The 23,341-nt window shown below is 64.4% G+C and carries 23 protein-coding genes; 15 read left to right on the top strand and 8 right to left on the bottom strand.

Going from position 1 to position 23,341, the window contains the following annotated elements; all coding sequences use genetic code 11:
- The first annotated feature begins 60 nt into the window (after window positions 1-60).
- Window positions 61-462, top strand: a complete 402-nt coding sequence (locus tag QMK31_RS05695; RefSeq protein ID WP_283499986.1) for a hypothetical protein — start codon at window positions 61-63, stop codon at window positions 460-462.
- An 8-nt stretch (window positions 463-470) separates the two neighbouring features.
- On the opposite strand, the gene QMK31_RS05690 is transcribed toward QMK31_RS05695, so the two are convergent.
- Window positions 471-1,676, bottom strand: a complete 1,206-nt coding sequence (locus QMK31_RS05690; protein ID WP_283499985.1) for a class I SAM-dependent methyltransferase — start codon at window positions 1,674-1,676, stop codon at window positions 471-473.
- 125 nt (window positions 1,677-1,801) lie between these two features.
- On the opposite strand from QMK31_RS05690, the gene groES reads away from it, so the two are divergent.
- The 4 genes from groES (at window position 1,802) to QMK31_RS05670 (ending at window position 5,344) form a co-directional block, all read left to right on the top strand.
- Window positions 1,802-2,098, top strand: a complete 297-nt coding sequence (groES, locus tag QMK31_RS05685; RefSeq protein WP_092107311.1) for a co-chaperone GroES — start codon at window positions 1,802-1,804, stop codon at window positions 2,096-2,098.
- A gap of 119 nt (window positions 2,099-2,217) precedes the next feature.
- Window positions 2,218-3,162 carry an EamA family transporter RarD gene (gene rarD / locus QMK31_RS05680; protein WP_502852557.1) on the top strand — a complete coding sequence of 315 codons (945 nt, stop codon included), beginning with the start codon at window positions 2,218-2,220 and terminating at the stop codon, window positions 3,160-3,162.
- A gap of 45 nt (window positions 3,163-3,207) precedes the next feature.
- Complete coding sequence (locus QMK31_RS05675; protein WP_283499984.1) at window positions 3,208-3,915, top strand: ABC transporter substrate-binding protein; 708 nt, start codon at window positions 3,208-3,210, stop codon at window positions 3,913-3,915.
- A 127-nt stretch (window positions 3,916-4,042) separates the two neighbouring features.
- Window positions 4,043-5,344 (top strand): ABC transporter substrate-binding protein, encoded by a 1,302-nt coding sequence (locus QMK31_RS05670; RefSeq protein ID WP_283499983.1) that lies wholly within the window; start codon window positions 4,043-4,045, stop codon window positions 5,342-5,344.
- Between the two features lie 166 nt (window positions 5,345-5,510).
- Here QMK31_RS05670 and QMK31_RS05665 read toward each other — a convergent pair whose 3' ends face one another.
- Genes QMK31_RS05665 through QMK31_RS05650 form a run of 4 tightly spaced genes read right to left on the bottom strand, consistent with a single transcriptional unit; the run spans window position 5,511 to window position 9,465 of the window.
- Window positions 5,511-6,278, bottom strand: a complete 768-nt coding sequence (locus QMK31_RS05665) for an ABC transporter ATP-binding protein (RefSeq protein WP_283499982.1) — start codon at window positions 6,276-6,278, stop codon at window positions 5,511-5,513.
- Window positions 6,265-7,155, bottom strand: coding sequence for an ABC transporter ATP-binding protein (locus QMK31_RS05660; protein WP_283500270.1), 891 nt, complete (start codon window positions 7,153-7,155; stop codon window positions 6,265-6,267). Before QMK31_RS05660 ends, QMK31_RS05665 begins: the two co-directional genes overlap by 14 nt.
- Window positions 7,156-7,210: 55 nt before the next feature.
- The gene (locus QMK31_RS05655; RefSeq protein ID WP_283499981.1) at window positions 7,211-8,191 is read right to left on the bottom strand and encodes a branched-chain amino acid ABC transporter permease; all 981 of its coding nucleotides are present in this window, start codon (window positions 8,189-8,191) and stop codon (window positions 7,211-7,213) included.
- 8 nt (window positions 8,192-8,199) lie between these two features.
- Window positions 8,200-9,465 carry a branched-chain amino acid ABC transporter permease gene (locus QMK31_RS05650; RefSeq protein WP_283499980.1) on the bottom strand — a complete coding sequence of 422 codons (1,266 nt, stop codon included), beginning with the start codon at window positions 9,463-9,465 and terminating at the stop codon, window positions 8,200-8,202.
- A gap of 296 nt (window positions 9,466-9,761) precedes the next feature.
- On the opposite strand from QMK31_RS05650, the gene guaB reads away from it, so the two are divergent.
- From guaB to QMK31_RS05635, 3 genes are all read left to right on the top strand, one after another.
- Entirely contained in the window at window positions 9,762-11,264 is a 1,503-nt protein-coding gene (gene guaB / locus QMK31_RS05645) for an IMP dehydrogenase (protein WP_283499979.1), read from the top strand.
- A gap of 113 nt (window positions 11,265-11,377) precedes the next feature.
- On the top strand, window positions 11,378-12,496 hold the full coding sequence (locus tag QMK31_RS05640) for a GuaB3 family IMP dehydrogenase-related protein (RefSeq protein WP_283499978.1): 1,119 nt from the start codon (window positions 11,378-11,380) through the stop codon (window positions 12,494-12,496).
- Window positions 12,497-12,607: 111 nt separating this feature from the next.
- A complete protein-coding gene (locus tag QMK31_RS05635; protein WP_283499977.1) occupies window positions 12,608-14,353 on the top strand; it encodes a glycerol-3-phosphate dehydrogenase/oxidase in 1,746 nt (581 codons plus the stop codon).
- 115 nt (window positions 14,354-14,468) lie between these two features.
- Here QMK31_RS05635 and QMK31_RS05630 read toward each other — a convergent pair whose 3' ends face one another.
- Window positions 14,469-15,452, bottom strand: coding sequence for a hypothetical protein (locus QMK31_RS05630; protein ID WP_283499976.1), 984 nt, complete (start codon window positions 15,450-15,452; stop codon window positions 14,469-14,471).
- A gap of 296 nt (window positions 15,453-15,748) precedes the next feature.
- Between QMK31_RS05630 and QMK31_RS05625 the strand changes: the two genes are divergently transcribed.
- The 6 genes from QMK31_RS05625 (at window position 15,749) to QMK31_RS05600 (ending at window position 20,919) form a co-directional block, all read left to right on the top strand.
- Window positions 15,749-16,282 carry a cation:proton antiporter regulatory subunit gene (locus tag QMK31_RS05625; RefSeq protein WP_233193339.1) on the top strand — a complete coding sequence of 178 codons (534 nt, stop codon included), beginning with the start codon at window positions 15,749-15,751 and terminating at the stop codon, window positions 16,280-16,282.
- A gap of 3 nt (window positions 16,283-16,285) precedes the next feature.
- Window positions 16,286-17,761 (top strand): cation:proton antiporter, encoded by a 1,476-nt coding sequence (locus tag QMK31_RS05620; RefSeq protein ID WP_283499975.1) that lies wholly within the window; start codon window positions 16,286-16,288, stop codon window positions 17,759-17,761.
- 5 nt (window positions 17,762-17,766) lie between these two features.
- On the top strand, window positions 17,767-18,546 hold the full coding sequence (locus tag QMK31_RS05615; RefSeq protein WP_283500269.1) for an SURF1 family protein: 780 nt from the start codon (window positions 17,767-17,769) through the stop codon (window positions 18,544-18,546).
- 9 nt (window positions 18,547-18,555) lie between these two features.
- A complete protein-coding gene (locus tag QMK31_RS05610; protein ID WP_283499974.1) occupies window positions 18,556-18,999 on the top strand; it encodes a DUF3817 domain-containing protein in 444 nt (147 codons plus the stop codon).
- The gene (guaA, locus tag QMK31_RS05605) at window positions 18,996-20,615 is read left to right on the top strand and encodes a glutamine-hydrolyzing GMP synthase (protein ID WP_502852551.1); all 1,620 of its coding nucleotides are present in this window, start codon (window positions 18,996-18,998) and stop codon (window positions 20,613-20,615) included. Before QMK31_RS05610 ends, guaA begins: the two co-directional genes overlap by 4 nt.
- A gap of 91 nt (window positions 20,616-20,706) precedes the next feature.
- Window positions 20,707-20,919 (top strand): hypothetical protein, encoded by a 213-nt coding sequence (locus QMK31_RS05600; protein ID WP_283499973.1) that lies wholly within the window; start codon window positions 20,707-20,709, stop codon window positions 20,917-20,919.
- Window positions 20,920-20,946: 27 nt separating this feature from the next.
- Here QMK31_RS05600 and QMK31_RS05595 read toward each other — a convergent pair whose 3' ends face one another.
- Together QMK31_RS05595 and QMK31_RS05590 are read right to left on the bottom strand one after the other, a co-directional pair.
- On the bottom strand, window positions 20,947-21,099 hold the full coding sequence (locus QMK31_RS05595) for a hypothetical protein (RefSeq protein ID WP_283499972.1): 153 nt from the start codon (window positions 21,097-21,099) through the stop codon (window positions 20,947-20,949).
- Between the two features lie 82 nt (window positions 21,100-21,181).
- Entirely contained in the window at window positions 21,182-22,000 is an 819-nt protein-coding gene (locus tag QMK31_RS05590; protein WP_283499971.1) for a Bax inhibitor-1/YccA family protein, read from the bottom strand.
- Between the two features lie 218 nt (window positions 22,001-22,218).
- On the opposite strand from QMK31_RS05590, the gene QMK31_RS05585 reads away from it, so the two are divergent.
- On the top strand, window positions 22,219-23,292 hold the full coding sequence (locus QMK31_RS05585; RefSeq protein ID WP_283499970.1) for a glycerophosphodiester phosphodiesterase family protein: 1,074 nt from the start codon (window positions 22,219-22,221) through the stop codon (window positions 23,290-23,292).
- Window positions 23,293-23,341: the final 49 nt, after the last annotated feature.

The following is a 23,341-nucleotide window of genomic DNA, read 5'->3' as shown; positions in this document are numbered from 1 at the left end:
CGGCCGGGCTGAGCGACTGCGGCTGCGGCTGCGACTGCGACTTCAGGCCAGAGGACAGCCATGACCACACCCCACCAGCACGAAGACGCCTCGGCGCAGCTGGATTACACGCGCGCCCCGGCGCCGCCCGGCAGTCAGCTGGACTGGGCATCGACGGTAACCGCTCCGACCGAGTTCGTGCCCTATTCCTACACCGAGGCTGAGGTCGCGCGCGTCACCGGCCGCCGTCGGCTCTCGCTCGCCTCCGTGGTCTGTGGGCTGGTCGGGCTCGCCCTCGGCGTGATCGGTGTGTTCGGACTGCCGATCGCACTGGGCGCGATCACCCTCGCTCTGATAGCACGCAGCACAGAGAACCGGGCGCGCACCCTCTGGTTGAGCGGGCTCCTGAGCGGCCTCGTCGGGGTTCTGCTCGCGGCCGGCTGGATTGTCTACATCAGCCAGATCGTACTGCCGTTGCTCTAGCCGTTCAGTCAGCGCACGCGCTCCACGAGCAGCGCCACCCGATGCCCGTTCGTGCGCGTCAGAATCAGCGTCGCCGACTCCGGCCCCTTGAGCTTCAGCCGGGTGCGCAGCGTCGCCGGATCCACGTCGACGCCGCGCTTCTTGATCTCGAGCGTGCCGATGTGGCGCTCAAGCAGCGCCAGCCGCAGCTTTTTCTCATCGAAGGGCAGGGTTTCCAGCACCCGGAACGCACTCGCGAACGGCGTCGGCGTGAGGGTGTCGTTGGTCAGGTAGGCGATTGACTCGCTCAGCATGCGGGCATCGAGCGAGCGGGCCAGGTCGCCGATCAGGCGCGCCCGAATCACCGCGCCGTCTGGCTCGTACACGTAGCTGCCGAGGGCGCCCACCACGGCGTCGTCGCTGTCGGCGCCAGCTGTAAGTTCGTGCACGCCCCCCGCGGTCAGGAGCAGTGCCGCCCGACGAATGCCCGGGCGAGCGAGGGCGCCAAACCACAGTCCCATCTCCACCAGCTGGCCATCCACCGAGACCCATTGGGCCTCGGCGTCGACCGGAATCTGATCGCGGTCGTGGCCGGGCCCGAGCTTCATGCCGAGCGGCAGGCGAGTGGCCAGCAGATAGGCGAAGTCCAACGAGGGCGAATAGTCCTCGGAGCGAGTCAGCCGCGTGGTGTTGCTGTGCCCGCTCGTGCGGCGAGCCGGGTCGAGCCAAACCGCATCGAAATCAGTCAGATCTACGGTCTCCGCATCGGCTTGGAGCGCAGACGCATTGGGGAACGGCGCGAGGTTGAAACTCGCCACGGTTGCCGTGACCTCGTCGGCGTCGACGGCGACGACCGGCAGATCCATCGCCGCGAGGGCCATCGCGTCGCCGCCGATGCCGCAGCCGAGGTCGGCTACCCGCGGCGCTCGATGGAGGGTGGCACCGAGTCCGGCGAACCGGCCAGCGTGCAGTGCGGCCACCCGCAACCGGGTCGCCTGCTCCAGGCCGGCCTCGGTGAACAGCATCCGCTCGGCGAATTCACCGAACTTGGCCGAGGCCTTCGCCCGTAGCCTGGACTGGCTGAGCACGGCCGACACAAGGCCGGCCGTGTGCCCGGCCTTGCGCAGATCGCTCACGAGTTTCAGCACGTCACCGTTGCTGTCATAGGGCGGCAGGGAGTCCAGCAGCCGCAAACTCGCGGGGGACAGCAGCTCAACGAGTTCGGTTCGATCCATGCTGCAACGCTACCAAAATGACCCCGTTCTGGCACTCACGTTGCGTGAGTGCCAGAAGCCCCCTAAACTTCACTTGGCACTCTCGCTGTGAGTCTGCTAACCCAAATCTTAGAAAGAGGTCAACCGTGTCGGTCTCCATTAAGCCGCTCGAAGATCGCATCGTCATCAAGCAGGTCGACGCCGAGCAGACCACCGCATCAGGTCTGGTCATTCCTGACACCGCGAAGGAAAAGCCCCAGGAGGGCGAAGTTGTTGCCGTCGGCCCCGGCCGTATCGACGACAACGGCAACCGCGTTCCCCTCGACATCGCCGTCGGCGACAAGGTCATCTACTCCAAATACGGCGGAACCGAGGTCAAGTTCGGTGGCGATGACCTTCTGGTTCTCTCCGCTCGCGACGTGCTCGCCGTGGTCGTACGCTAAGTAGGTTCTTCACTTCGTTATCTAGAGCCTGAAACTAGTCTCTAGACTGAAACTCCCGGATGGCCTTGCCATCCGGGAGTTTTTTGTTTGCCCATTTCGTGTAGCGCAGGAGATAACTCATGACGGATGCCGCCGCCCCAGCCGAGATGGCGGCTCGTTCCACCCACCGCGCCGGCCTCGGTTTCGGCGGCCTCGCCTACGCCCTCTGGGGTGTGCTGCCGCTCTACTTTCTGCTCCTCGCCCCCTCAGGTGCCTTTGAAATCGTGGCCTGGCGGGTGCTGTTCTCGCTGGTCTTCTGCGCCCTGATCATCACCCTCACCCGCACCTGGGGCGTGCTCGGGCGGGCCCTCAAACAGCCACGCCTGGTCTGGACCATGGGGCTGGCCGGGGTGTTCATCTTCATCAACTGGCAGACCTACGTGATTGCCGCGACCACCGGGCACGTCGTCGAGGCCGCCCTCGGCTACTTCATCAACCCCATCGTCACCGTGCTGCTGGGCGTTTTTGTGCTGCGCGAACACCTGCGCCGCCTGCAATGGGTGGCCATTGGAATCAGTTTTCTCGCGGTGGTGGTACTCGCCGTCGGCTACGGAACACTGCCCTGGATCTCGCTGATCCTCGCATTCTCGTTCGGGTTCTACGGCCTGATCAAGAAGCGCGTCGGCCCAAACGTCGACGCTGTGACCGGCCTCACCCTTGAAACGGCCTGGCTAGCCCCGGTCGCTGTTGTGCAGCTGCTGGTCGTGGCGACCGTGTCCGGCCTCACTTTCGGTACGGTCTCACCGGTGCACACCATGGGCCTGCTCGCTGCCGGTGTCATTACCGCGGTTCCGCTGCTGTTGTTCGCTGCCGCTGCGCGTCGGCTGCCGCTGACGGTGCTCGGGCTTATCCAGTTCGTCGCGCCCGTCATTCAGTTTCTCGTCGGCGTGTTCATCCTGAACGAGGCGATGCCGGTCGAACGCTGGGTCGGCTTCGGCCTGGTCTGGGTGGCCCTGATCATTTTGACCATCGACATGATCGCCTCCGGTCGTGCACCGCGCCGCAGCGCCCTCGAACCAGCCTGAGCATCGATACCCTGAAACTACTTGCCCTCGCACCAAAGGATCCAGATGCCCCGTCGCCCGCTCATCGTCGCCGTACTGTTTGGCGCCCTCGCCCTCACCGGTTGCACGAGCACCCCGGCCGCCTCACCGAGTCCCACCCCGACGACGGCCGCGACAGCAGCACCCTCCGGCGACGGAACGCTTCTTATCGGAACGCTCTTTCCCATGACCGGAGACAACGCCGCGAGCGGCGCCGCCCAGGTGGCCGGCACCGAACTGGCGGTGCGTGACATCCTCGCCGAGCAAACCACGCCGACCCAGCCCGTGCAGCTCATCCATCGAAACTCGGCCGGCGACCTCGCTGCCGCCTACGCCGACCTGGTGGCACGCGGAGTCGACCTGGTGCTGTGGGACGCGACGACAGCATTACCAGCGGATGCTGACAGCACCGTCGGCAACGCCACTATGGTGGCCCTCGGCGACTTCGCCAACGGCGGCACACCGCTCGCCGCCGATAAGGCATTCACCGCCCGGCTGAAGACCGCCGACCCCGGCCTGGCCGGCACCGACGGCGGCGCGGAAGCCTACGACGGGGTGGTCACTGCAGCTCTGGCCGCCCTCATCACCGGCGATGACGGCGGTGCATCGCTCGCAGCGGGCTGGCCGCAGGTGATTTCGGGAAGCGCGGTGTGCGCCTCTTGGGGAGAGTGTGTGTTCGCCCTGGCTGAAAAGCAGATCATTGACTATCAGGGGATCACCGGCGTTCGTTCGTAACGATTTGGTCGCTTTACACGGTTGTAACACGCACAGGTAGGTTTCGGAGCTCTCGATTGCCTACTCTGACACCACGGCAGTCAATCGGCTGACCAGAGTTACCTCTCTTCAACTATCAAGGAGCAAAATGAGCGTATTCGCGAAGGCCTCGGCCTCCCGCTCAGTTCGTACCCTCGTTACCGGTATCGCACTGGTCGGAGTGAGCGCACTCGTGCTCACCGGCTGCAGCAACGGCGCCGCTACGGCGCCCAGCGATTCGGCGGCACCGTCGGCGGATGCCGCAGACTTTCAGCCGGTGGAGGCCGGTGACCGCGATCTGTCCCTTAAGATCGGCACCATCCTCCCGCAGAGTGGTGGACTGGCCTTCCTCGGCCCGCCCGAAGAAGCCGGCGTTCAGCTCGCCGTCAACGACATCAACGCGGCCGGCCTCGGTATCGACGTTGAAGCCATCTTCCGCGACTCTGGCGACACCACGACCGACACCGCCACCGTCTCCGTGACCGACCTGCTGTCGCAGGATGTCTCGGCCATCATCGGTGCGGCCTCCTCTGGTGTCTCCAAGACCGTGATCGACCAGATCACCGGCGCCGGCGTCGTGCAGTTCTCCCCGGCCAACACCTCGGACGCCTTCACGACCTACGACGATAATGGCCTGTACTGGCGTACGGCTCCGTCTGACGTTCTGCAGGGCGAAGTGCTCGGCACCCAGATCGCTGACGACGGCAACGCCACCCTCGGTCTGATCGTGCTCAACGATGCGTACGGCACCGGCCTGGCCAAGTACACCAGCGATGCCTTCGAGGCCGCTGGCGGCACAGTCGTTGCGACCTCGCTGTTCAACGAGGGCGATTCCAACTTTGCCTCGCAGATCGCCGAAGTCACCGCGGCAGCCCCCGACGCGATCGCGCTCGTCACGTTCGACCAGGCCAAGGTCATCACCCCAGCCCTGGTCGGTTCCGGTTTCCCCGGCGACAAGCTGTATTTCGTCGACGGTAACGTCTCCGACTACAGTGCCGACTTCGCGGCTGGCCTCATCGAGGGCTCCAAGGGCACGCTGCCCGGCCTCGACACCACCACTCTCGGTGACTTCACCACCCGCCTCCTCGAGGTCGACCCGACGCTGACTGACTACAGCTACGCTGCCGAGTCGTACGACGCCGTGATCCTGATCGCCCTGGCTGCCTACGCAGCCAACGACACTTCAGGAGAATCGATCGCGAGCTACCTCCGCCAGGTCTCCGGCGGCAGTGGAGAAGGCGCTACGGTCACTGACTTCGCTGAGGCCGCTGCGGCGTTGAAGGCTGGCGACCAGGTGGACTACGACGGCTTCTCCGGTCCGATCACGTTCGATGAGAACGGCGACCCCACCGAAGCAACCATCGGCGTCTACGAGTTCGGTGCCGACAACAAGTACACCCGCATCAACTAGCTTCACCGCTTTACTGAGTTGAAGGGCCCCGGCTTCGGCCGGGGCCCTTCTGCGTACCAGGTCCCCTGGAGGCGCCAGCTATGGACGTCTGTCACCGACACAAAGAGAAGCGGCGTCCGAGAACATCTCAGACGCCGCCACAGGCTGGTACAGCAAATTTCGGGTGTTAGTCCTGCCCGAGGGTGCCGAGGTACAGGCCGATCACCTTGGGGTCGTTCAAAAGCTCACGTCCGGTTCCGGTGTAGGCATCACGGCCCTGGTCGAGCACATAGCCGCGGTCGCAGATTTGCAAGCAGCGACGGGCGTTCTGTTCGACCATGATCGTGGTCACGCCGGCCTTGTTGATTTCCTTCACCCGCAGAAAGGCTTCGTCCTGACGCACGGGGGAGAGGCCGGCGCTCGGCTCGTCGAGCAGCAGCACGTGTGGGCCCATCATGAGCGCGCGGCTCATGGCAACCATCTGCCGTTCGCCGCCGGAGAGCGACCCAGCGCGCTGTGACATCCGCTTGCTCAGCTCGGGGAAAATCTCGGTGACAAACTCGAGCCTCTCGATGAGTCCCTTGGGTTTCTGGAAGATGCCCATCTCGAGGTTCTCGCGAATGGTCAGGGTGGGGAAGACGTTGTTGTTCTGAGGAACGAAGCCCACCCCCTGCGCGACCAGCTTGTTGGCCTTGAGGTTGGTGATGTTCTTGCCGCGCAGCAGAATCACGCCGTCGCGAACCTTCACCTGGCCGAAGATCGACTTGAGCAGCGTCGACTTGCCGGCACCGTTCGGGCCGATGATGCCGATCAGCTCGCCCGCGTAAGCGGTCAGCGAGCAGGAGTTGAGAATGTTGACGCCGGTGACGTAGCCGGCCGTCACGTTTTTGACTTCGACGACCGCTTCCCGGGTCTCGGTCGGAGCCGGCGCGGTCATAGGATTAGCGTTCGTCATCGAGCAACTCCTTTATGGCTGACACGTTCTCGGTCTCGGTACCCGGGTCTTCGCCGATATCTTCGTCGTGGTGCTGGCCCAAATAGGCGTCGATCACGGCCGGGTTCTTCATCACCTCGTGCGGATCGCCCTCGGCGACCACCTTGCCCTCGGCCATCACTATCACCCAGTCCGCAATGTGGCGCACCATGTGCATGTCGTGCTCCACGAACAAAACGGTCATGCCCTGGGACTTGAGGTTGAGAATGTGGTCGAGCAGCGACTGGGTCAGCGCCGGGTTAACCCCGGCCATCGGCTCATCGAGCATCACCAGGGTTGGGTCGCTCATGAGCGCCCGCGCCATTTCGAGCAGCTTGCGCTGCCCGCCGGAAAGGCTCGCCGCGTAGTCATCTTTCTTGGTGTCGAGCTTGAACCGGGTGAGCAGGTCGAGCGCTTTGGCCCGATTCTCCTCCTCTTGGTTGCGCCAGAGAAACGGCATCAGCGCGCGGAACATGTTCTCGCCGGTCTGGCCCTTGGCACCGAGCAGCATGTTGTCCATTACGGTCAGTAACCCAAGCGCCTTGGTGAGCTGAAAGGTGCGAATTTGGCCCATGCGGGCGACCTTGTAAGCGGGAACGCCGGCGAGGGAACGCCCGTCAAAGGTCCACTTGCCGTCGTCGGGCTTGTCGAAACCGGTCAGCAGATTGAACAGGGTCGTCTTGCCGGCACCGTTCGGGCCGATCAGGGCGGTAATTGCGCCGCGCGGAACTTCTACGTGGTCGACATCAACGGCGGTCAGACCGCCGAAGGTTCGCCGCACGTTGTCAACGACGAGAATCGGGTCGACCTTGCGGCAGCCTGGCTCGGCCTCGCCGATGTGCAGGCCGGTCGTCTTGATCGGCTTTTGAGTGGGAACGGGCGGCTCGAGGGGAGCCGCCGAATCGAGACCAGCGCTAGCGGACAAAAGCCAACTCCTTCTTGTTGCCGAAGATGCCTTGCGGTCTAAAGATGACTATCAACATGATCGCCACTCCCACCAGGATGAAGCGCAACTGCCCGCCCTGGATCGCCGTCATGAACGGCAGCCAGCCGGCCTCAACGGCCCGGGCGATGAAGCCGGAGAAAAACGAAAGCAGCACCCAGAAGATCATCGAACCGATGATCGGGCCGAGCACCGTCGCTGCCCCGCCGAGCAGCAAAATGGCGTAGATGAAAAAGGTCAGGGTCGTCTGGTAGTTCGACGGCACGACCGCTCGCGGTAGGGCGAAGATCATGCCGGCGATGGTGCCGAGCACTCCACCGAAAATGAGCGACTGCATCTTGTAGGCGTAGACGTTTTTGCCGAGCGCACGCACGGCGTCTTCGTCCTCGCGGATGCCCTTGATGACGCGTCCCCAGGGGCTGCGCATGACCTGCCAGACCAGCAGGGCCGCGAGAATAACGATCGACCAGGCCACGATACGCAGCCAGGTGTCGTAGGCGTTGTTCGTGAACGGGCCGAATCCGTAGCTGCCGTCCGCGAGCGGGTTGAGCGCGGCGAATTCGTTCTTGTAGCCGCTCAGGCCGTTGGCCGAACCGGTGACCGCGGCGAAGGTATTCGTCGTGAACAACAGCCGTACGATCTCAGCGGCGGCGATTGTGACGATCGCGAGGTAGTCAGCACGCAGCCGCAGTGTGGGAATACCCAAAATCAGCGCGAAAACAACGGATGCCCCCACGCCGACCAGGAAGGCGCCCCAGACCGGAAACCCGAAGGTCAGAATCGAAATGGCGTAGCCGTAAGCTCCGAGGGCCATGAACCCGGCCTGGCCGAAGTTCAGCAGGCCGGTGTAACCGAAGTGCACGGCCAGTCCGAGGGCGGCGAGTGCGTAGGCGGCCGTGGTCGGGCTGACCAGCTCGACGGCGGCGTTGTTGAAGATTGCTCCCCAGTCCATGAGAACCCCTAACCAATTCTTTCTTTGCGACCCAGAATGCCCTGCGGTCGAAACAGCAGCACCAGGATCAAGATCACGAGGGCGCCGACAATTTTCATGTCGGACGGAAGCCAGAGCGTCGACAGCTCAACGAAGAGCCCGACGATGAGAGAGCCGACGAGGGCGCCGAACGCCGTGCCGAGACCGCCGAGGGTCACGGCGGCGAAGACCAGCAACAGCATCTGAAAGCCCATATCCCAGCTGACACCCGGGCGGAAGTAGGCCCAGAGTACGCCGCTGAGCCCGGCCAGGGCCGCACCGACCACCCAGACGATGCGAATGACGTTGTCGACGTCGATGCCGCTCGCCGAGGCCAGACTGGGATTGTCGGACACGGCGCGGGTGGCTTTGCCGATGCGGGTGCGCAGCAGAAAGTAGGCCACGGCGAGCAATACTACGATGCTGATGCCCATGCTCGCGAGGTCGATGGGGGAGAGCGAGATCGGACCGAACTTGAGATCGGCCATGCCTGCACCCGGAAGCTGGCTCGTGCTGCCGCCGAAGAAGTACTGGTACAGGTAGCGCAGGGCGAGCGACAGGCCGATGCTCACGATCATGAGGGGGATCACCGCCACGCCCTTACGGCGCAGCGGTTTCCAGAGCACCGCATCAAGGCTGTACCCGAGCGCGCCGCTGAGAAGGATGGCGATCAGAATGGCGAGCCAGATCGGCAACCCCAGATTGACAGAGAACACCAGCGTCATCAGCGCACCAAAGGTGATCAGCTCGGCGTGGGCGAAGTTGCTCAGCCCGGTGGTACCGAAGATCAGCGACACGCCGATCGCCGCGAGGGCGAGCAGCAGGCCGAAGTTCAAGCCGTTGAAGAATCGGTTCACGAACTGGTCGAAGAAGCTCACAGTGTTACGGGTGCCTTCGCCGAGGAAGAAGTTCACCGAGCGGCGGTCGGTCAGTCCGAACTCGGTATCGATGACGTTGCCGCCCTTGGCCACGATGACACCCTCCGGCAGGGTGTCTTCGTCGAGGGTGACCTCGTAACTACCCTTCTCGGGAACTCCGATAGACCATTTACCCTCGGCATCCGTCACGGTGTCGGCCTTGTAGCCATTACCGTCGACGGCAACGGCGACACCGTCGAGGGCCTCACCGTCGAACTGCACATTGCCGGAGATGGTGAAATCGAACTCGGTGCCGACCTCGTCGGCGTGCGCGCTGCTCACCGAAAAGGTGGCCATGGTCAGGGCTGCGAGAAGCGTCACGAACAGGATAGCCAGCATCCTGGGAATGTATCTCTGAGCCGTAAGAGTGGACTTCACGGGACCTCCATGTGGGTGCCGACCGGTGGGTAACCGGGCGGACGCCGGGCAAGTACTTCCAACGTCGTTGTTGAGAGTACGTGCCGATTATGTCCTATATGTTTCGAAACTCCGCAACCTGCGGTAATTGTGTGCGGAATGTGATGACCCCAAACACGCTTAACATTGAAGGACCGGTTAATTCGGATCACGTCCCGTGGGGTGGTCACGCGTTTTGCCGGACAATTTTCTGTTTTTCGCTACAGGTAAGGGGTTTCATGGATCAGCCAGATCCGTTCGGATTCACCGGGCTCACCTACGACGACGTGCTGCTCCTACCGGGGCACACCGACGTCATTCCGAGTGAGGCGGTCACCAAATCCCGCCTGACCCGGCGCATCGACGTGTCACTGCCGCTGCTCTCCAGCGCCATGGACACCGTCACGGAGACCCGCATGGCCATCGCCATGGCCCGCGAGGGCGGCCTCGGCATTCTGCACCGCAACCTATCCATCGGCGACCAGGCTGAGCAGGTTGACCTGGTCAAGCGCAGCGAATCCGGCATGATCACCAACCCGGTGACCACGTCGCCAGACGCTACCGTGGCCGAGGTCGACGCCCTCTGCGGCCAGTTCCGCGTGAGCGGGCTGCCCGTCATCGACGGCGAAGGCATCCTCGTGGGAATTATCACCAACCGGGACATGCGTTTCGTGCCGCACGCCAAGAAGGCACTCACCCGGGTGAGTGAGGTTATGACGAGGTCCCCGCTGATCACCGGCAAGGTCGGAATGGCCCCCGAAGACGCGCTCGCGATCTTCGCGAAGCACAAGATCGAAAAGCTCCCCCTGATCGACGCCAACGGCAAGCTCACCGGCCTGATCACCGTGAAAGACTTCGACAAAAGCGAGGAATACCCCCTTGCGACCAAGGACGACGCCGGACGCCTGCGCGTGGGTGCGGCCATCGGCTTCTTCGGTGACGCCTGGCAGCGCGCGAGCGCCCTGCTCGACTCGGGGGTGGACGTGCTCGTGGTCGACACCGCCAACGGCGACAGCGCCGGCGTGCTCGACATCATCCGTCGGCTGAAATCAGACAAAGCCTTCGCCGACGTCGACGTGATCGGTGGAAACGTGGCCACCCGCTCCGGCGCCCAGGCGCTCGTCGACGCCGGTGCCGATGCCATCAAGGTGGGCGTGGGCCCGGGCTCGATCTGCACCACCCGCATCGTGGCCGGTGTGGGTGTTCCCCAGATTACCGCCGTCTACCAGGCCTCCCTCGCCGCGCGCGAAACCGGTATTCCGGTGATCGCCGACGGCGGACTGCAGTATTCCGGTGACATCGCCAAGGCGCTCGTGGCGGGTGCCGACACCGTCATGCTCGGCTCCCTGCTCGCCGGTTGCACCGAAAGCCCCGGCGAACTTGTGTTCGTCAACGGCAAGCAATTTAAGACCTATCGCGGCATGGGTTCGCTCGGCGCGCTCCAGACCCGTGGTTCGAAAACGTCGTACTCGAAAGACCGCTACTTTCAGAGTGACGTTCCGAGCGACGAGAAGCTCATCCCCGAGGGCATCGAGGGCCAGGTCCCGTTCCGCGGTCCGCTGGCCGCCGTGGCGTACCAGCTCATCGGTGGCCTGCGCCAGTCCATGTTCTATGTGGGCGCCCGCACCATCGCCGAGCTCAAGCAGAAGGGCAAGTTCGTGCGTATTACGCCGGCCGGGCTCAAGGAGTCGCACCCGCACGACGTGCAGATCGTGGTTGAGGCTCCGAACTACCGCCGCTAGCTTCGCCGGTTCGCTTCGCCCGGAGTCCGCCAGGGTGGCTGGCACCGGGAGAGTGGCGGGCGGGCGCATCCGCTGAAAAATGGATGTCGGTGGTGGTCGTCTAAACTGAAGTCATGGAAATCGAGATCGGCCGTTCTAAGCGTGCTCGCCGCGTATACGCCTTCGACGACATCGCGGTGGTGCCCAGTCGGCGCACCCGAGACCCGGAGGACGTGTCGGTCGGCTGGACCATCGACGCCTATCAGTTCGCCATTCCGGTGCTCGCTGCCCCCATGGACTCCGTCGTCTCGCCCACCACGGCCATCATGATGGGCCAGCTGGGCGGCGTCGGCGTGCTCGACCTCGAAGGCCTGTGGACCCGGCACGAGAACCCCGAGCCGTTGCTCGCCGAAATTCGCAGCCTGCCCGCCGATAAAGCCACCGCGCGCATGCAGGACATGTACTCAGCGCCGATCCAGCCGGCGCTGGTCACCGCCCGTCTCGCCGAGATCCGCGCGGGCGGGGTGACGGTGGCCGGGGCTCTCTCGCCCCAGCGCACGCAGGAACTCTACGAGACCGTCGTAGCTGCCGGCGTTGACCTGTTCGTTATTCGCGGCACGACCGTGTCGGCCGAGCATGTGTCGCAGAACCAGGAACCGCTCAACCTCAAGAAGTTCATCTACGAACTCGATGTCCCCGTTATCGTCGGCGGTGCGGCCACCTACACGGCAGCGTTGCACCTCATGCGCACCGGCGCGGCCGGTGTTCTGGTCGGTTTCGGCGGAGGAGCCGCGTCGACCACCCGCGCTACCCTCGGCATCCACGCCCCGATGGCCACGGCCGTAGCGGATGTCGCCGGCGCGCGTCGCGACTATATGGATGAGTCCGGCGGTCGTTACGTACACGTCATCGCCGACGGCGGCCTCGGCACCTCGGGTGACATCGTCAAGGCCGTCGCCTGCGGCGCCGACGCCGTTATGCTCGGTACCGCCCTGGCCCGGGCAACGGATGCCCCCGGCGGCGGATTCCACTGGGGCGCCGAGGCGCACCACCCGCAGCTTCCGCGCGGCAAGCGGGTCGAGGTCGGCACCGTGGCCCCGCTCGAAGAGATTCTCTACGGCCCGGCACCCGTCGCCGACGGAACGGCCAACCTGATCGGCGCGCTGCGCCGGTCGATGGCGACCACGGGATACTCCGATCTCAAAGAATTTCAACGGGTTGAAGTGGTTGTCGCGCCGTACCGAGTGAACTAGCGTCGAAGACAGACGTTCTTTTCAGCATTACCCGCAACAATGATGTCGCAGTTGTTCGTCGCACTTCCCCTGACCGCTCGTCTTGAACACTGAGTCTGAACAGGAGCAGCAATGGCCTCCCACAATTTGGTTACTGGTAATTCAGTCACGAGGTCCACAAAGTTGGGGCCTGAGGAGAGGGTCGCCGCTCTCGCCAAGCTCAAAGACAAAGAACTCGATATCCTCGTCGTCGGCGGCGGCATCGTCGGGGCCGGTGCAGCCCTCGATGCCGTCACCCGGGGCCTGAGCGTCGGCATCCTTGAAGCGCGGGACTGGGCGTCTGGCACCTCGAGCCGGTCGTCCAAACTCGTGCACGGCGGCATCCGCTATCTGGAACAACTCGACTTTCGCCTGGTGCGTGAGGCCCTCACGGAGCGGGGGCTGCTGCTGCAGCGCATCGCGCCGCACCTGGTGAAGCCGGTACGGTTTCTGTATCCGCTCAAGAAACGGTTCACCGAACGGCTCTATATCGGTGCAGGCATGCTGCTCTACGATATTTTCTCCTATACCGGTGGCCGCCCGCCTGGAGTGCCGCACCACCGCCACCTGTCTAAGAGTCAGGTGCAGAAGCTCATTCCGAGCCTGGCCAACAACGCCCTGGTCGGCGGCATCACCTACTACGATGCCCAGGTCGACGACGCCCGGTATGTGTCGTCGCTTGTGCGCACGGCCTCGTTCTACGGAGCCCACGCGGCCAGCCGGGTGCGCGTCGAGGGCTTCATTAAGGTGGGGGAACGCGTCGTCGGCGTACGCGCCCACGACCTGCAGACCGACGAACACTTCGACGTGCGGGCCAAGCAGGTCGTCAACGCGACCGGCGTCTGGACCGACGACACCCAGCGCATGGTCGGCGAACGCGGCACCTTCAAGGTGCGCGCGTCGAAGGGCGTTCACCTCGTGGTGCCGCGTGATCGGTTCCAGAGTGCGATGGGGCTGCTGCTGCGCACCGAGAAGAGCGTTCTGTTCGTCATTCCGTGGGGCCGCCACTGGCTCATCGGCACGACCGACACCGACTGGTACCTCGACAAGGCGCATCCAGCCGCGACGGCAGCCGACATCGACTACATCCTCGAGCACATCAACTCGGTACTGAGTGTTCCGCTCACCCGGGAAGACGTCGAGGGGGTCTACGCCGGGCTGCGCCCGCTGCTGGCCGGCGAGAGCGACCAGACCTCCAAGCTGTCCCGCGAACACCTCGTCGGGCATTCTGTACCCGGCCTTGTCGTGATCGCCGGCGGCAAGTGGACCACGTACCGCATCATGGCCAAAGACGCCGTGGACGCCGCGGTGTCAGCCCTCGACGGCCGCATTCCCGCGTCGGCAACCCAGGACATCCCCTTGTTGGGAGCTGAGGGATATCAGGCTGCGTGGAACAAACGCGGCAAGATCGCCAGGGCGTTTGGGCTGCACACCGTGCGGGTGGAACACCTGCTCAACCGCTACGGCACCCTCACCGATGAGCTGCTCGACCTCATTCGCGCCAACCCGGCGCTGGCCGACCCGTTGCCCGGTGCCGACGACTACATTGGTGCTGAGGTCGTCTATGCGGCCTCGCACGAGGGTGCGCTGCACCTGGAAGACGTGCTCGCTCGCCGCACCCGCATCTCGATCGAAGCGTGGGATCGCGGGGTTTCGGCCGCCCCGGTCGCCGCAGCGCTCATGGCGGGTGTGCTGGGCTGGGATCAGGAGCGCGTCGACCGCGAGGTGGGCTTCTACCTCACCCGGGTCGCCGCCGAGCGGGCCTCGCAGGAGGAACCCAACGACGAATCAGCCGACCGGGTGCGCCTCGAGGCCCCCGACATCGTGGTCACCAACTAGCCGCTGTCGCACGCCCCCGCCCGCGCGTCTCTGGGATGACCGCGCCCGGTTTGGGTGCGCGCTACGGTAATCGGCGTAGCGCCTACCGAAACGGGGCGCGGCCATGATGCGCGGCCTATCGCGCACGGGGGATTCCGTGGCTGCTCAGGAACTTGCCGAAGACGGCCAGGTCGCGGGCGATCGTCCAGTCCCACCGGGCAAATGTCGGACCGAGCGCCCGCACGCGGTCCTCGCGGTCCTTCTCCGCCATCACGACCTGTGCCGTTGTGAGGCCGCGCGTGTACTCCTCCTTGAGGTACTTGCCGAGGCCGTCGAACTCGCCGACCTTGCTGATCGAGCGCCAGAAGAAGTCGACGAAGGCGATGAACCCTGCGGCGTCGTCGAAACGCACCTGCAATTCTGGAGCCTCGAATCCGAGCAGATGGATGTTGGCCCGGCTGATCGATTCGCCGCCCGACCCTGATTGCGTGCACGCGAACTCAGCCGCCCGCAGCGCACCACCCCGTCCCTTCAGCCGAACCGGACCGGCAAGGGCCGCGAGCGACCGATCCAGGTCCTCGCGAGTCGTCAAGCTGACGCCCCGCCGGGGAATATGGATGGCACGATCCATCATCGCGACGGCGTCTGCAAACGGCAGAACGCGGGCCATCTCGACCGCGGTGTCAGCGACCGTTGTCACCCGGAGCCCGTCGCGTTCGACGACCAGTGGCGGCGGTCCAGCAGTGTGCCGAACTACCCCGGGTCGCGAACGGCCGCCGGATGCCTCGGGGACGCTGATATGGACATCCGTCGGCCAGGCGGCGGGCCGCGGTAACCCCCAGATCGCCGCCGCGGAATGGTGCGAGAACACCGGCGGTTCGGCACTGATCGCCGCGAAGGCGCGAATGCGGCACAGATAGCGGCCATTCGGGCCGAGCTTCGACCACACACTTGTGCCCACATAGGCCCCGTAACGGATGCGCACGAGCTGCCCTTGCGAGAATCCGCGGCGCAATTCCTGCTCGAGGCCGACCGCTGCCGCGTCGCAGCGCAACAGGAGGCCATCCGTTCGAGTGATGGCCAAGAGGGTGCTGGGGGGATCAACGGATGCGACTGTCATGACGTGAGAGTGCCACGCGAGGTGCTTTGGTCGGCCGCCCTGGCCCATTCTGTGCATAACTCGTCGGCCGATCGCCATGACCGCGCCCGGTTTGGGTGAGCGCTACGGTAATCGGCGTAGCGGCTACCGAAATGGGGCGCGGTCATCCGCTTGGCGCTGCGGACCCGGGGCATCCGTTGGCCGCGGCGGACGCGGGCGACCGGCGGGGGCGAAAGCGGCACCGGCACCGGTACGGGCGCGCGGGGGCAAAAGCGGCTCCGATACAATAGGGGAACTGCCCCTAAACCTCAGGAGTCATGACAATGGTTGATGTTCGGCGGGTCAAACTTCCCGGCGTGGGTGTGCTGCACACCTTCATCACGGATGACGGCGGCAAGGTCGGCGTCATCGCCCACCGTTCCGGCCACAGCGACCTCATCACCTTCGCCGACGATGAGGGAGGCCCCGACGCGAGCAAAGTCTCGCTGCGGCTCAATGAAGACGAAGCGCATACCCTCGCCGAGCTGCTCGGCGGAACCCAGATCACCGAGTCGCTCAGCGCCCTCGACCAGATTCCCGGCCTCAGCATCGACTGGTTCACCGTGGACTATGAAGACCACATCGCCGGGCAGGCGCTCGGCAACCCCGCCGACCGCGGTATCGCCGGGCTCACCGTCGTCGCCGTCGTGCGCGGCGAATCCGCCAACCCGGCCCCCGCCGCCGACTTCAAGGTCTTCCCCGGTGACACCCTCGTCGTCGCAGGCTCACCCGAAAAGGTCGTCAAGGCCTTCGCCTTCTTCCGCACCGGTGAAGTGAAGGCGAAGACCGTCGACGCTCCGCCAGGGGGATAAGCGATGCATGTGGGCGAAGACCTCCTCGTTCTTGGCATCCTGCTCGTCGTTGCCTACGTTCTCGGACGTCTGGGTAAGTTGATCGGGCTCCCCACCATCCCGATCTACATGATCGTCGGTGTTCTTGCGAGCCCGAACAGCGACTTCTTCCCCCTCGACTTTCAATCCGGCGACATTGAACTCATCGCCGTGTTCGGCCTGATCCTGCTGCTGTTCAGCCTTGGCCTCGAGTTCGATCAGGAAGAATTCTTCGGCAATGCCAAGACCCTGATCATCTCCGGCGGATCCTGGATTCTCATCAACATGGGCGCCGGCTTCATCTTCGGACTGCTCGTGGGCTGGGGCCCGCGCGAAGCGCTCGTCATCGCCGGCATGACCGGCACCTCCTCGAGCGCGATCATCACCAAACTGCTCATCGAACTGCGCCGCCTCGCCAATAAAGAGACCCCGATGATCCTCGGCGTCACCGTCGTCGGCGACATCTTCATCGCGATCTACCTCTCGATCGTTTCCGTTGTACTCAGCGGCAAAACCGAGATCTGGCCGATCGTGCTGCAACTGTCCATCGCGTTCCTGTTTCTGGTGGCGATGTTCTCGCTCGCCCGCTGGGGCGGGCGCCTGGTATCGCGCCTCATGCGCACCAAAGATGACGAACTCTTCACCATATTGTTCTTCGGGCTCGTGGTGCTGTTCGCCGGCATCGGCGAGATCATCGGCGTAACGGATGCGATCGGCGCGTTCCTGATCGGTGTCGTGCTCGGCGCGAGCAGCTATCGCGCCAGAATCGAACGCGTCGCGGTGCCGCTTCGCGATATTTTCGCGGCATTCTTCTTTCTTAACTTCGGTCTTGCCCTTGACGTCGCCCAGTTCGGATCGGTGATCGGCGTTGTACTCATCGCCATCGTGATGACCTTTGTGCTCAGTCTGCTGTCAGGCGCCCTGTTGGCCTGGCTGCACAAAATGGGGCCGCGCGAAGCCCTCAACACCGCCGCGATCTTCGTAAACCGCGGTGAGTTCACGCTGATCCTGGCTACCCTGTCGGTGTCGGCCGGGCTCGACCCCAGGCTCCAGCCGTTCGCGGGCCTGTACGTTCTCGTCATGGCGATCCTCGGCCCGTTGTTCGCTTCGAATTCCGAGAGGATCGGGTCGGCTCTGCGCCGCCGCGTGCCGGCAGCCGGTGCCGCCAGGGCGCCGCGCAACCCCATGCTCGACGAGGAGATCGCCCTCGTCGAGGCGGCGACCGCCGCCCAGGCCGCCGACGCCGACGAGTACGCACGCCATGCCTCCAAACGCGACTCGGCCAATTCCCACCCAGCGGCCGATACTGTCAATACAGTGAAACGCTCGCATTCGACCGATCCAGGTCTGGATCCAATGGCTGATTTCGCTCTCGGCCAGCATTCCCCACAACCCGATGACACGGCCGACACACCGGCACGCAAACCCGGGCGAGAAACCCACACAGGTGACTATTCGTGATCAGAATGATGGTGCGCCCCCGCTGGGTGGCCGCACTGCTGCTTGCCCTCGGCATTGCCGCAGCCTTCGCCCTGCTGGGGAACTGGCAGCTGGAACGCGCCATTGAGTCTGGTGTGGTCGTGGAGCGAACCACCGAACAGGCGCAGCCACTCGCCGAGGTGGCCCAACCTGACGGCGGAGTGATGCAGATCGCAACGGGCCAGATGGTCACCACTTTGGGCACCTGGGTGGCCGGCGACGAGACGATCATCAGCACGCGCATCAACGGCGGCACCGAAGGGTTCTGGGTGGTCAGCCACTTTCAAACGGATGCCGCCGTCAGTATTGCCGTCGCGCGCGGCTGGGCCCCCGACAAAACCACGGCGGAGACCGTCATCGCCGCGCTCCAAAGCGAACCGGAAAACACCCCAGTCTCCCTGACCGGGCGTTTTCTCACCGGCGAAGCCCCCGAGCTGCCCGACCCGGAGGGCGACTCGATGGAGCTAACCAAGGTCGCGCCATCCGCTCTGATCAATCTGTGGGCGGATTTCACCAATGAATCGGTCTATTCCGCCTATATCGTCGACGCAACGGCCCCGGCCGGCCTTGATGTGATCGATTCCCCGGTGCCCGAAGTCGACCAGTCACTGAACTGGCTGAACATCTTCTACGCGATCGAGTGGGTCGTCTTCGCTGGGTTCGCGGTCTTCCTCTGGTACCGGCTGGTGCGGGACGCGCTTGAACGCGAGCAGGAAGAAGCCGAGCTCGAATTGGCCGCTGCAAGCACTCCCAGCGCGGGCGCATAGAATTACCCCATGCCACTTGATCCCAAGCCCGCCGATATTTCCCGAATCCCCGGTGCGCTTCGGCTCTACCAGGTGTCGTCCATCATCACGGGCGTCTTTCTGCTGCTGCTCTGCGCCGAGGTCTACGCCAAGTTCGTGCTCGGCTACGAACTCGAAATGAACGGCACCGAGGGTTTCCTCGCCATGGTGCCGCGCGGAACCGTCGCCGCCATCAACCTCAGCACCATCATTTTGATCGTGCACGGCTGGTTTTATGTGCTCTATCTGTTCGCCGACTTCCGCCTGTGGAGCATCATGCGCTGGCCGTTCCCGCTCTTCGTGCTGATCGCCCTCGGCGGCATCATCCCCACACTCTCGTTCTTTCTGGAAGGCCCCATGACCCGCCGCGTCAAGAAAACCCTCGAGCAGCTCGAGGCTAAGAAGGCTGCGGCAGCTGCGACGGTGGCTTCGTGAGCACCCCCGCTAATACCGCCACAGCGGATGCCCCCCTCGCCGACTCCGGGCTCGATCGCCCCGTGCTCGTGGTCGACTTCGGGGCGCAGTACGCGCAGCTGATCGCTCGGCGCGTGCGGGAGGCATCCGTTTATTCGGAGATTGTTCCGCACACCATCACCGCCGCCGAAGTTCTGGCAAAAAACCCGCGCGGAATTATTATGAGCGGCGGCCCGTCAAGCGTCTATGCCGAGGGTGCGCCCGCATTCGACGCGGCGATCTTCGAGCTTGGCGTGCCCGTGCTTGGAATTTGCTATGGCTTCCAGGTGATGGCTACCGCCCTGGGCGGCACCGTCGCCCACACCGGAGCGCGCGAATACGGATCAACCCCGGTTACCGTGAGCAACGACGGTAACGTGCTGCTGGCCGACCAGCCGGACAGCCAAACCGTGTGGATGAGCCATGGCGACTCGGTCGCCACCGCCCCCGCCGGCTTCACCGTGCTCGCTTCGTCGGCTTCCACCCCGGTGGCCGCGTTCGCCAATGACGCAAAGCGGCTCTACGGCGTTCAGTGGCACCCCGAAGTCAAGCACTCCGAAAACGGCCAACACGTGCTGGAGAACTTTCTGCACCGTGCCGCCGGCATCGCCGCCGACTGGAACAGCGGCAACGTTATTGCCGAGCAGGTCGCCAAGATTCGCGCCCAGGTCGGCACCGGCAAGGTTATCTGTGGGCTCTCCGGCGGGGTCGACTCCGCTGTCGCCGCCGCCCTGGTACACAAGGCCATTGGTGACCAGCTGGTCTGCGTGTTCGTCGACCACGGTCTGCTGCGCGAAGACGAACGTCGTCAGGTCGAAGAGGACTACGTAAAGGCCACCGGCATCCGCTTGGTGACCGTTGATGTGCGCGAGCAGTTTCTCACCGCGCTGGAGGGCGTGAGCGACCCGGAGACCAAGCGCAAGATCATTGGCCGAGAGTTCATTCGCACCTTCGAGCAGGCCCAGGCCGAACTGATCGAAGAGGCCAAGGAAATCGACGGAGACCCGATCCGGTTTCTCGTGCAGGGCACGCTCTACCCCGACGTGGTCGAATCCGGCGGCGGAAGCGGGACCGCGAACATCAAGAGCCACCACAACGTGGGTGGCCTGCCCGACGACCTCAAGTTCGAACTGGTCGAACCGCTGCGCACTCTGTTCAAAGATGAGGTGCGCGCGATCGGCGCCGAACTCGGCCTGCCGGCCGAAATCGTACAGCGCCAGCCGTTTCCCGGGCCAGGCCTGGGCATTCGCATCGTCGGCTCGATCACGCAGGAGCGCCTCGACCTGCTGCGCAAAGCGGATGCCATCGTGCGCTTCGAGCTGACCGCCGCGGGTCTTGACCGCGAGATCTGGCAGTGCCCCGTCGTGCTTTTGGCCGATGTGCGCTCGGTGGGCGTGCAGGGCGATGGCCGCACCTACGGCCACCCCATCGTGCTGCGCCCGGTGTCGAGCGAAGACGCCATGACCGCCGACTGGACCCGCCTGCCGTACGACCTGCTCGCGAAAATTTCTAACCGCATCACCAACGAGGTCGACGGCGTGAACCGCGTCGTGCTCGACGTCACGTCGAAGCCGCCGGGAACCATCGAGTGGGAGTAGCCCCGCGCTAGCGTGGCAGCGGGGCCGGCTCAGACGAGCCGGCCCCGCTTTTCATCTGTCAAAGGGGCTGATTCAAAGGGGCTGATCCAGAGTGACCAATCCTGGGCTTGTTGCCTGGCCCTCGAGTGCGCGAGATTACCGCCGCTTCGACGTGACGGAGGTCGTGGGGCACGGCGACGCGGTGCGTCTCACGGTGCGCTCACTGACCCGGGCGGCCCCGCAGCAGCCGTGGCGAGACCTCTACCCGCTGCTAATGGTGGCACAGCTCATCGCGCGGAAGCGCTACCTGCGTTCGCTTCGTTGATCGCGAGTATTCCCGGTGTAAGCCAGCTCAGTCTTTAGGGGCTTTGAGGTACCGGCGGATGGCGAGGATAACCACCCAGGCGAGGCCGAGGAGCACGATGGCGCTGCCGATGTAACCAAACGCGGCGTTCAGGCCGTTTGCTTCGAGCGGGAGCAGCGCGTGCAGGTCAGTGAAACTCATTACTTAAGCCAACCACAGTGTGACCCACCCTGGGTACGAAAAAGCGCCCTCGTTCCGAAAGAACGAGGGCGCATTTCGAGAGCTACTCGCGGGCGAGCACGAAGATGCGCAGCATCTCGACGTAGAGCCAGACGACGGTCATGATGATGCCGAACGCGCCGGTCCAGCCGTACTTGCGCGGCAGGCGGTTGTTGACGCCCTTCTGGATGAAGTCGAAGTCGAGCACGAGCGAGTACGCGGCCAGGAGCACCGCGAGCAGGCCGATGAGGATGCCGAGCTTGATGTCGAAGCCGAGAATTTCGATGCTCGCACTGCGCATCCCGAAGGCCTGGTCGCTGCCGCCGAAAATCATCATTCCCACGTTGATGAGCGAGAACGCCGCGTAACCGATCATGGCGATCAAGAAAATCTTGGTTGCCTTCTTCGAGGCGCGGATCTTGCCGCTCTTGAACAGGGCCAGGGTGACAGCGACGACCACGAGGGTGGCGAGAACCGCCTGCATGACGACGCCCCCGTACTGCTCTTCGAAGACGCGCGAGATGCCGCCGACGAACAAGCCCTGGGCCCCGGCGAACGCGAGAATAAGCGGAGCCGACGGCTCCTTCTTGAAGGTGTTGACCAGGCCGAGCACGAAACCGACGATGGCACCGAGAATGAACAGGAACGGAAGCACCGGGGTAGCGACCCAGGAAATCATGGCGGCGACGACCAGCAGGGCAAAGCCGAGACCGGTCTTGGTGATGGTGTCTTCGTAGGTCATGCGTTCGGTGTCTTGTGCACCGGCGGCGGGCCGGTTGTACATCGACTGCAGATCGTTGTCAGAGAGGGCCTGCGACGACGCCACTGCGCCGCGAGGGCCGAACGCCTCGTTGCGGGAGAAAGCGGGGTTGGAGGATGCCATGTGTTGCTGTACTCACAATCAGCTGGAGTATTCGGTGCGCGCAGGCGAACCAGCACGCAGCGCCTGGTGCGGCACTTCTTCCACGGTACCCGAGAGCACCGGCGAATGCGCCGGGGATCAGCCGATTTGCAGCATTATCGGCGGTGTTTCGCACTCGTTTCGCTGCGAGCGGATGCCCGCCCCAGCATCCGTTCTGCTGGCGCGGTTAGCCTGAGACCATGCACCCGATCGTCATTGGCCACCGCGGTGCAAGCGGCCACCGGCCCGAGCACACCCGTTCAGCTTTCACTCTCGCCTTCGCGCTCGGAGCCGACGCCGTCGAACCCGACCTGGTCGCGACCCGGGACGGCGTGCTCGTCATCCGCCACGAAAACGAAATTTCCAGCACAACGGATGTCGCCACTCGCGCCGAATTCGCCGCTCGCCGTACCGAGAAACACGTTGACGGGCGAATGGTCACCGGCTGGTTCACCGAGGACTTCACCTGGGCAGAGCTAAGTACCCTGCGCGCCAGGGAACGGCTGCCCACCCTCCGGCAGAGCAACACGACATTCGACGACCAGCAGCCGATTCTGCGGCTGCGCGACCTGTTCGACCTCGTTGACGCCGCTGCCGAGCACTCCGACCGGGCGCTCGGAATCGTCGCCGAGATTAAGCACGGCCACTACTTCGCGAGCCTCGACCTGCCGCTGCCCGAACTGTTCGCCGCCGAGGTCTCCGCCGCCGGCTGGAACACCGACCGGCTCACCGTCGAAAGCTTTGAACCGAGCGTGCTCGCCCAGGTGCGGGCACAGGGCATACGCGGAAAGCGCATCTTTCTGCTCGAAGACCAGGGACATCCGGCCGACCAGTTGGCCGAGTACGGCGCCGGCGCCCTCAGTTACGCCGATCACCTCACCGCTGACGGTCTCGCGGCCCTGGCGGCGGGCCGCTCGGGCACGCGTCTGGCCGGCGGCTCCCGCAGCAGCATGGGCTCGAGCACTGCCACAGGTGATATCGGGGTCGACGGCATCAGCGTGCCCAAGTCGCTCATTCTCGATGCGGATGACGCTGGGGATGTGATCGGGGCATCCGCTCTGGTCGACCACGCCCACGCTGCCGGACTCGAGATCTACTGCTGGACCCTGCGCCCGGAGAACAAGTTTCTGGCGAAGACGTTTCGAAGCGGCACCCGCAAGGCGGATTTCGGCCACTGGCAGTCGGAATTTCGCCTGATTCTCGACTCGGGCGTCGACGGTGTGTTCGCCGACCACCCCGATCTGGCCGTGCACGTGCGGGACGCGCGGCGCTGACCAGTTCGTGCTGACCAGTTCTCCTGTCAGTGGCCTCGCCTACACTGGA

The sequence above is a fragment of the Cryobacterium sp. PH31-O1 genome, assembly GCF_030063455.1.
Lineage (GTDB): Bacteria > Actinomycetota > Actinomycetes > Actinomycetales > Microbacteriaceae > Cryobacterium.
This window is presented reverse-complemented; position numbering and strand designations above follow the sequence as displayed.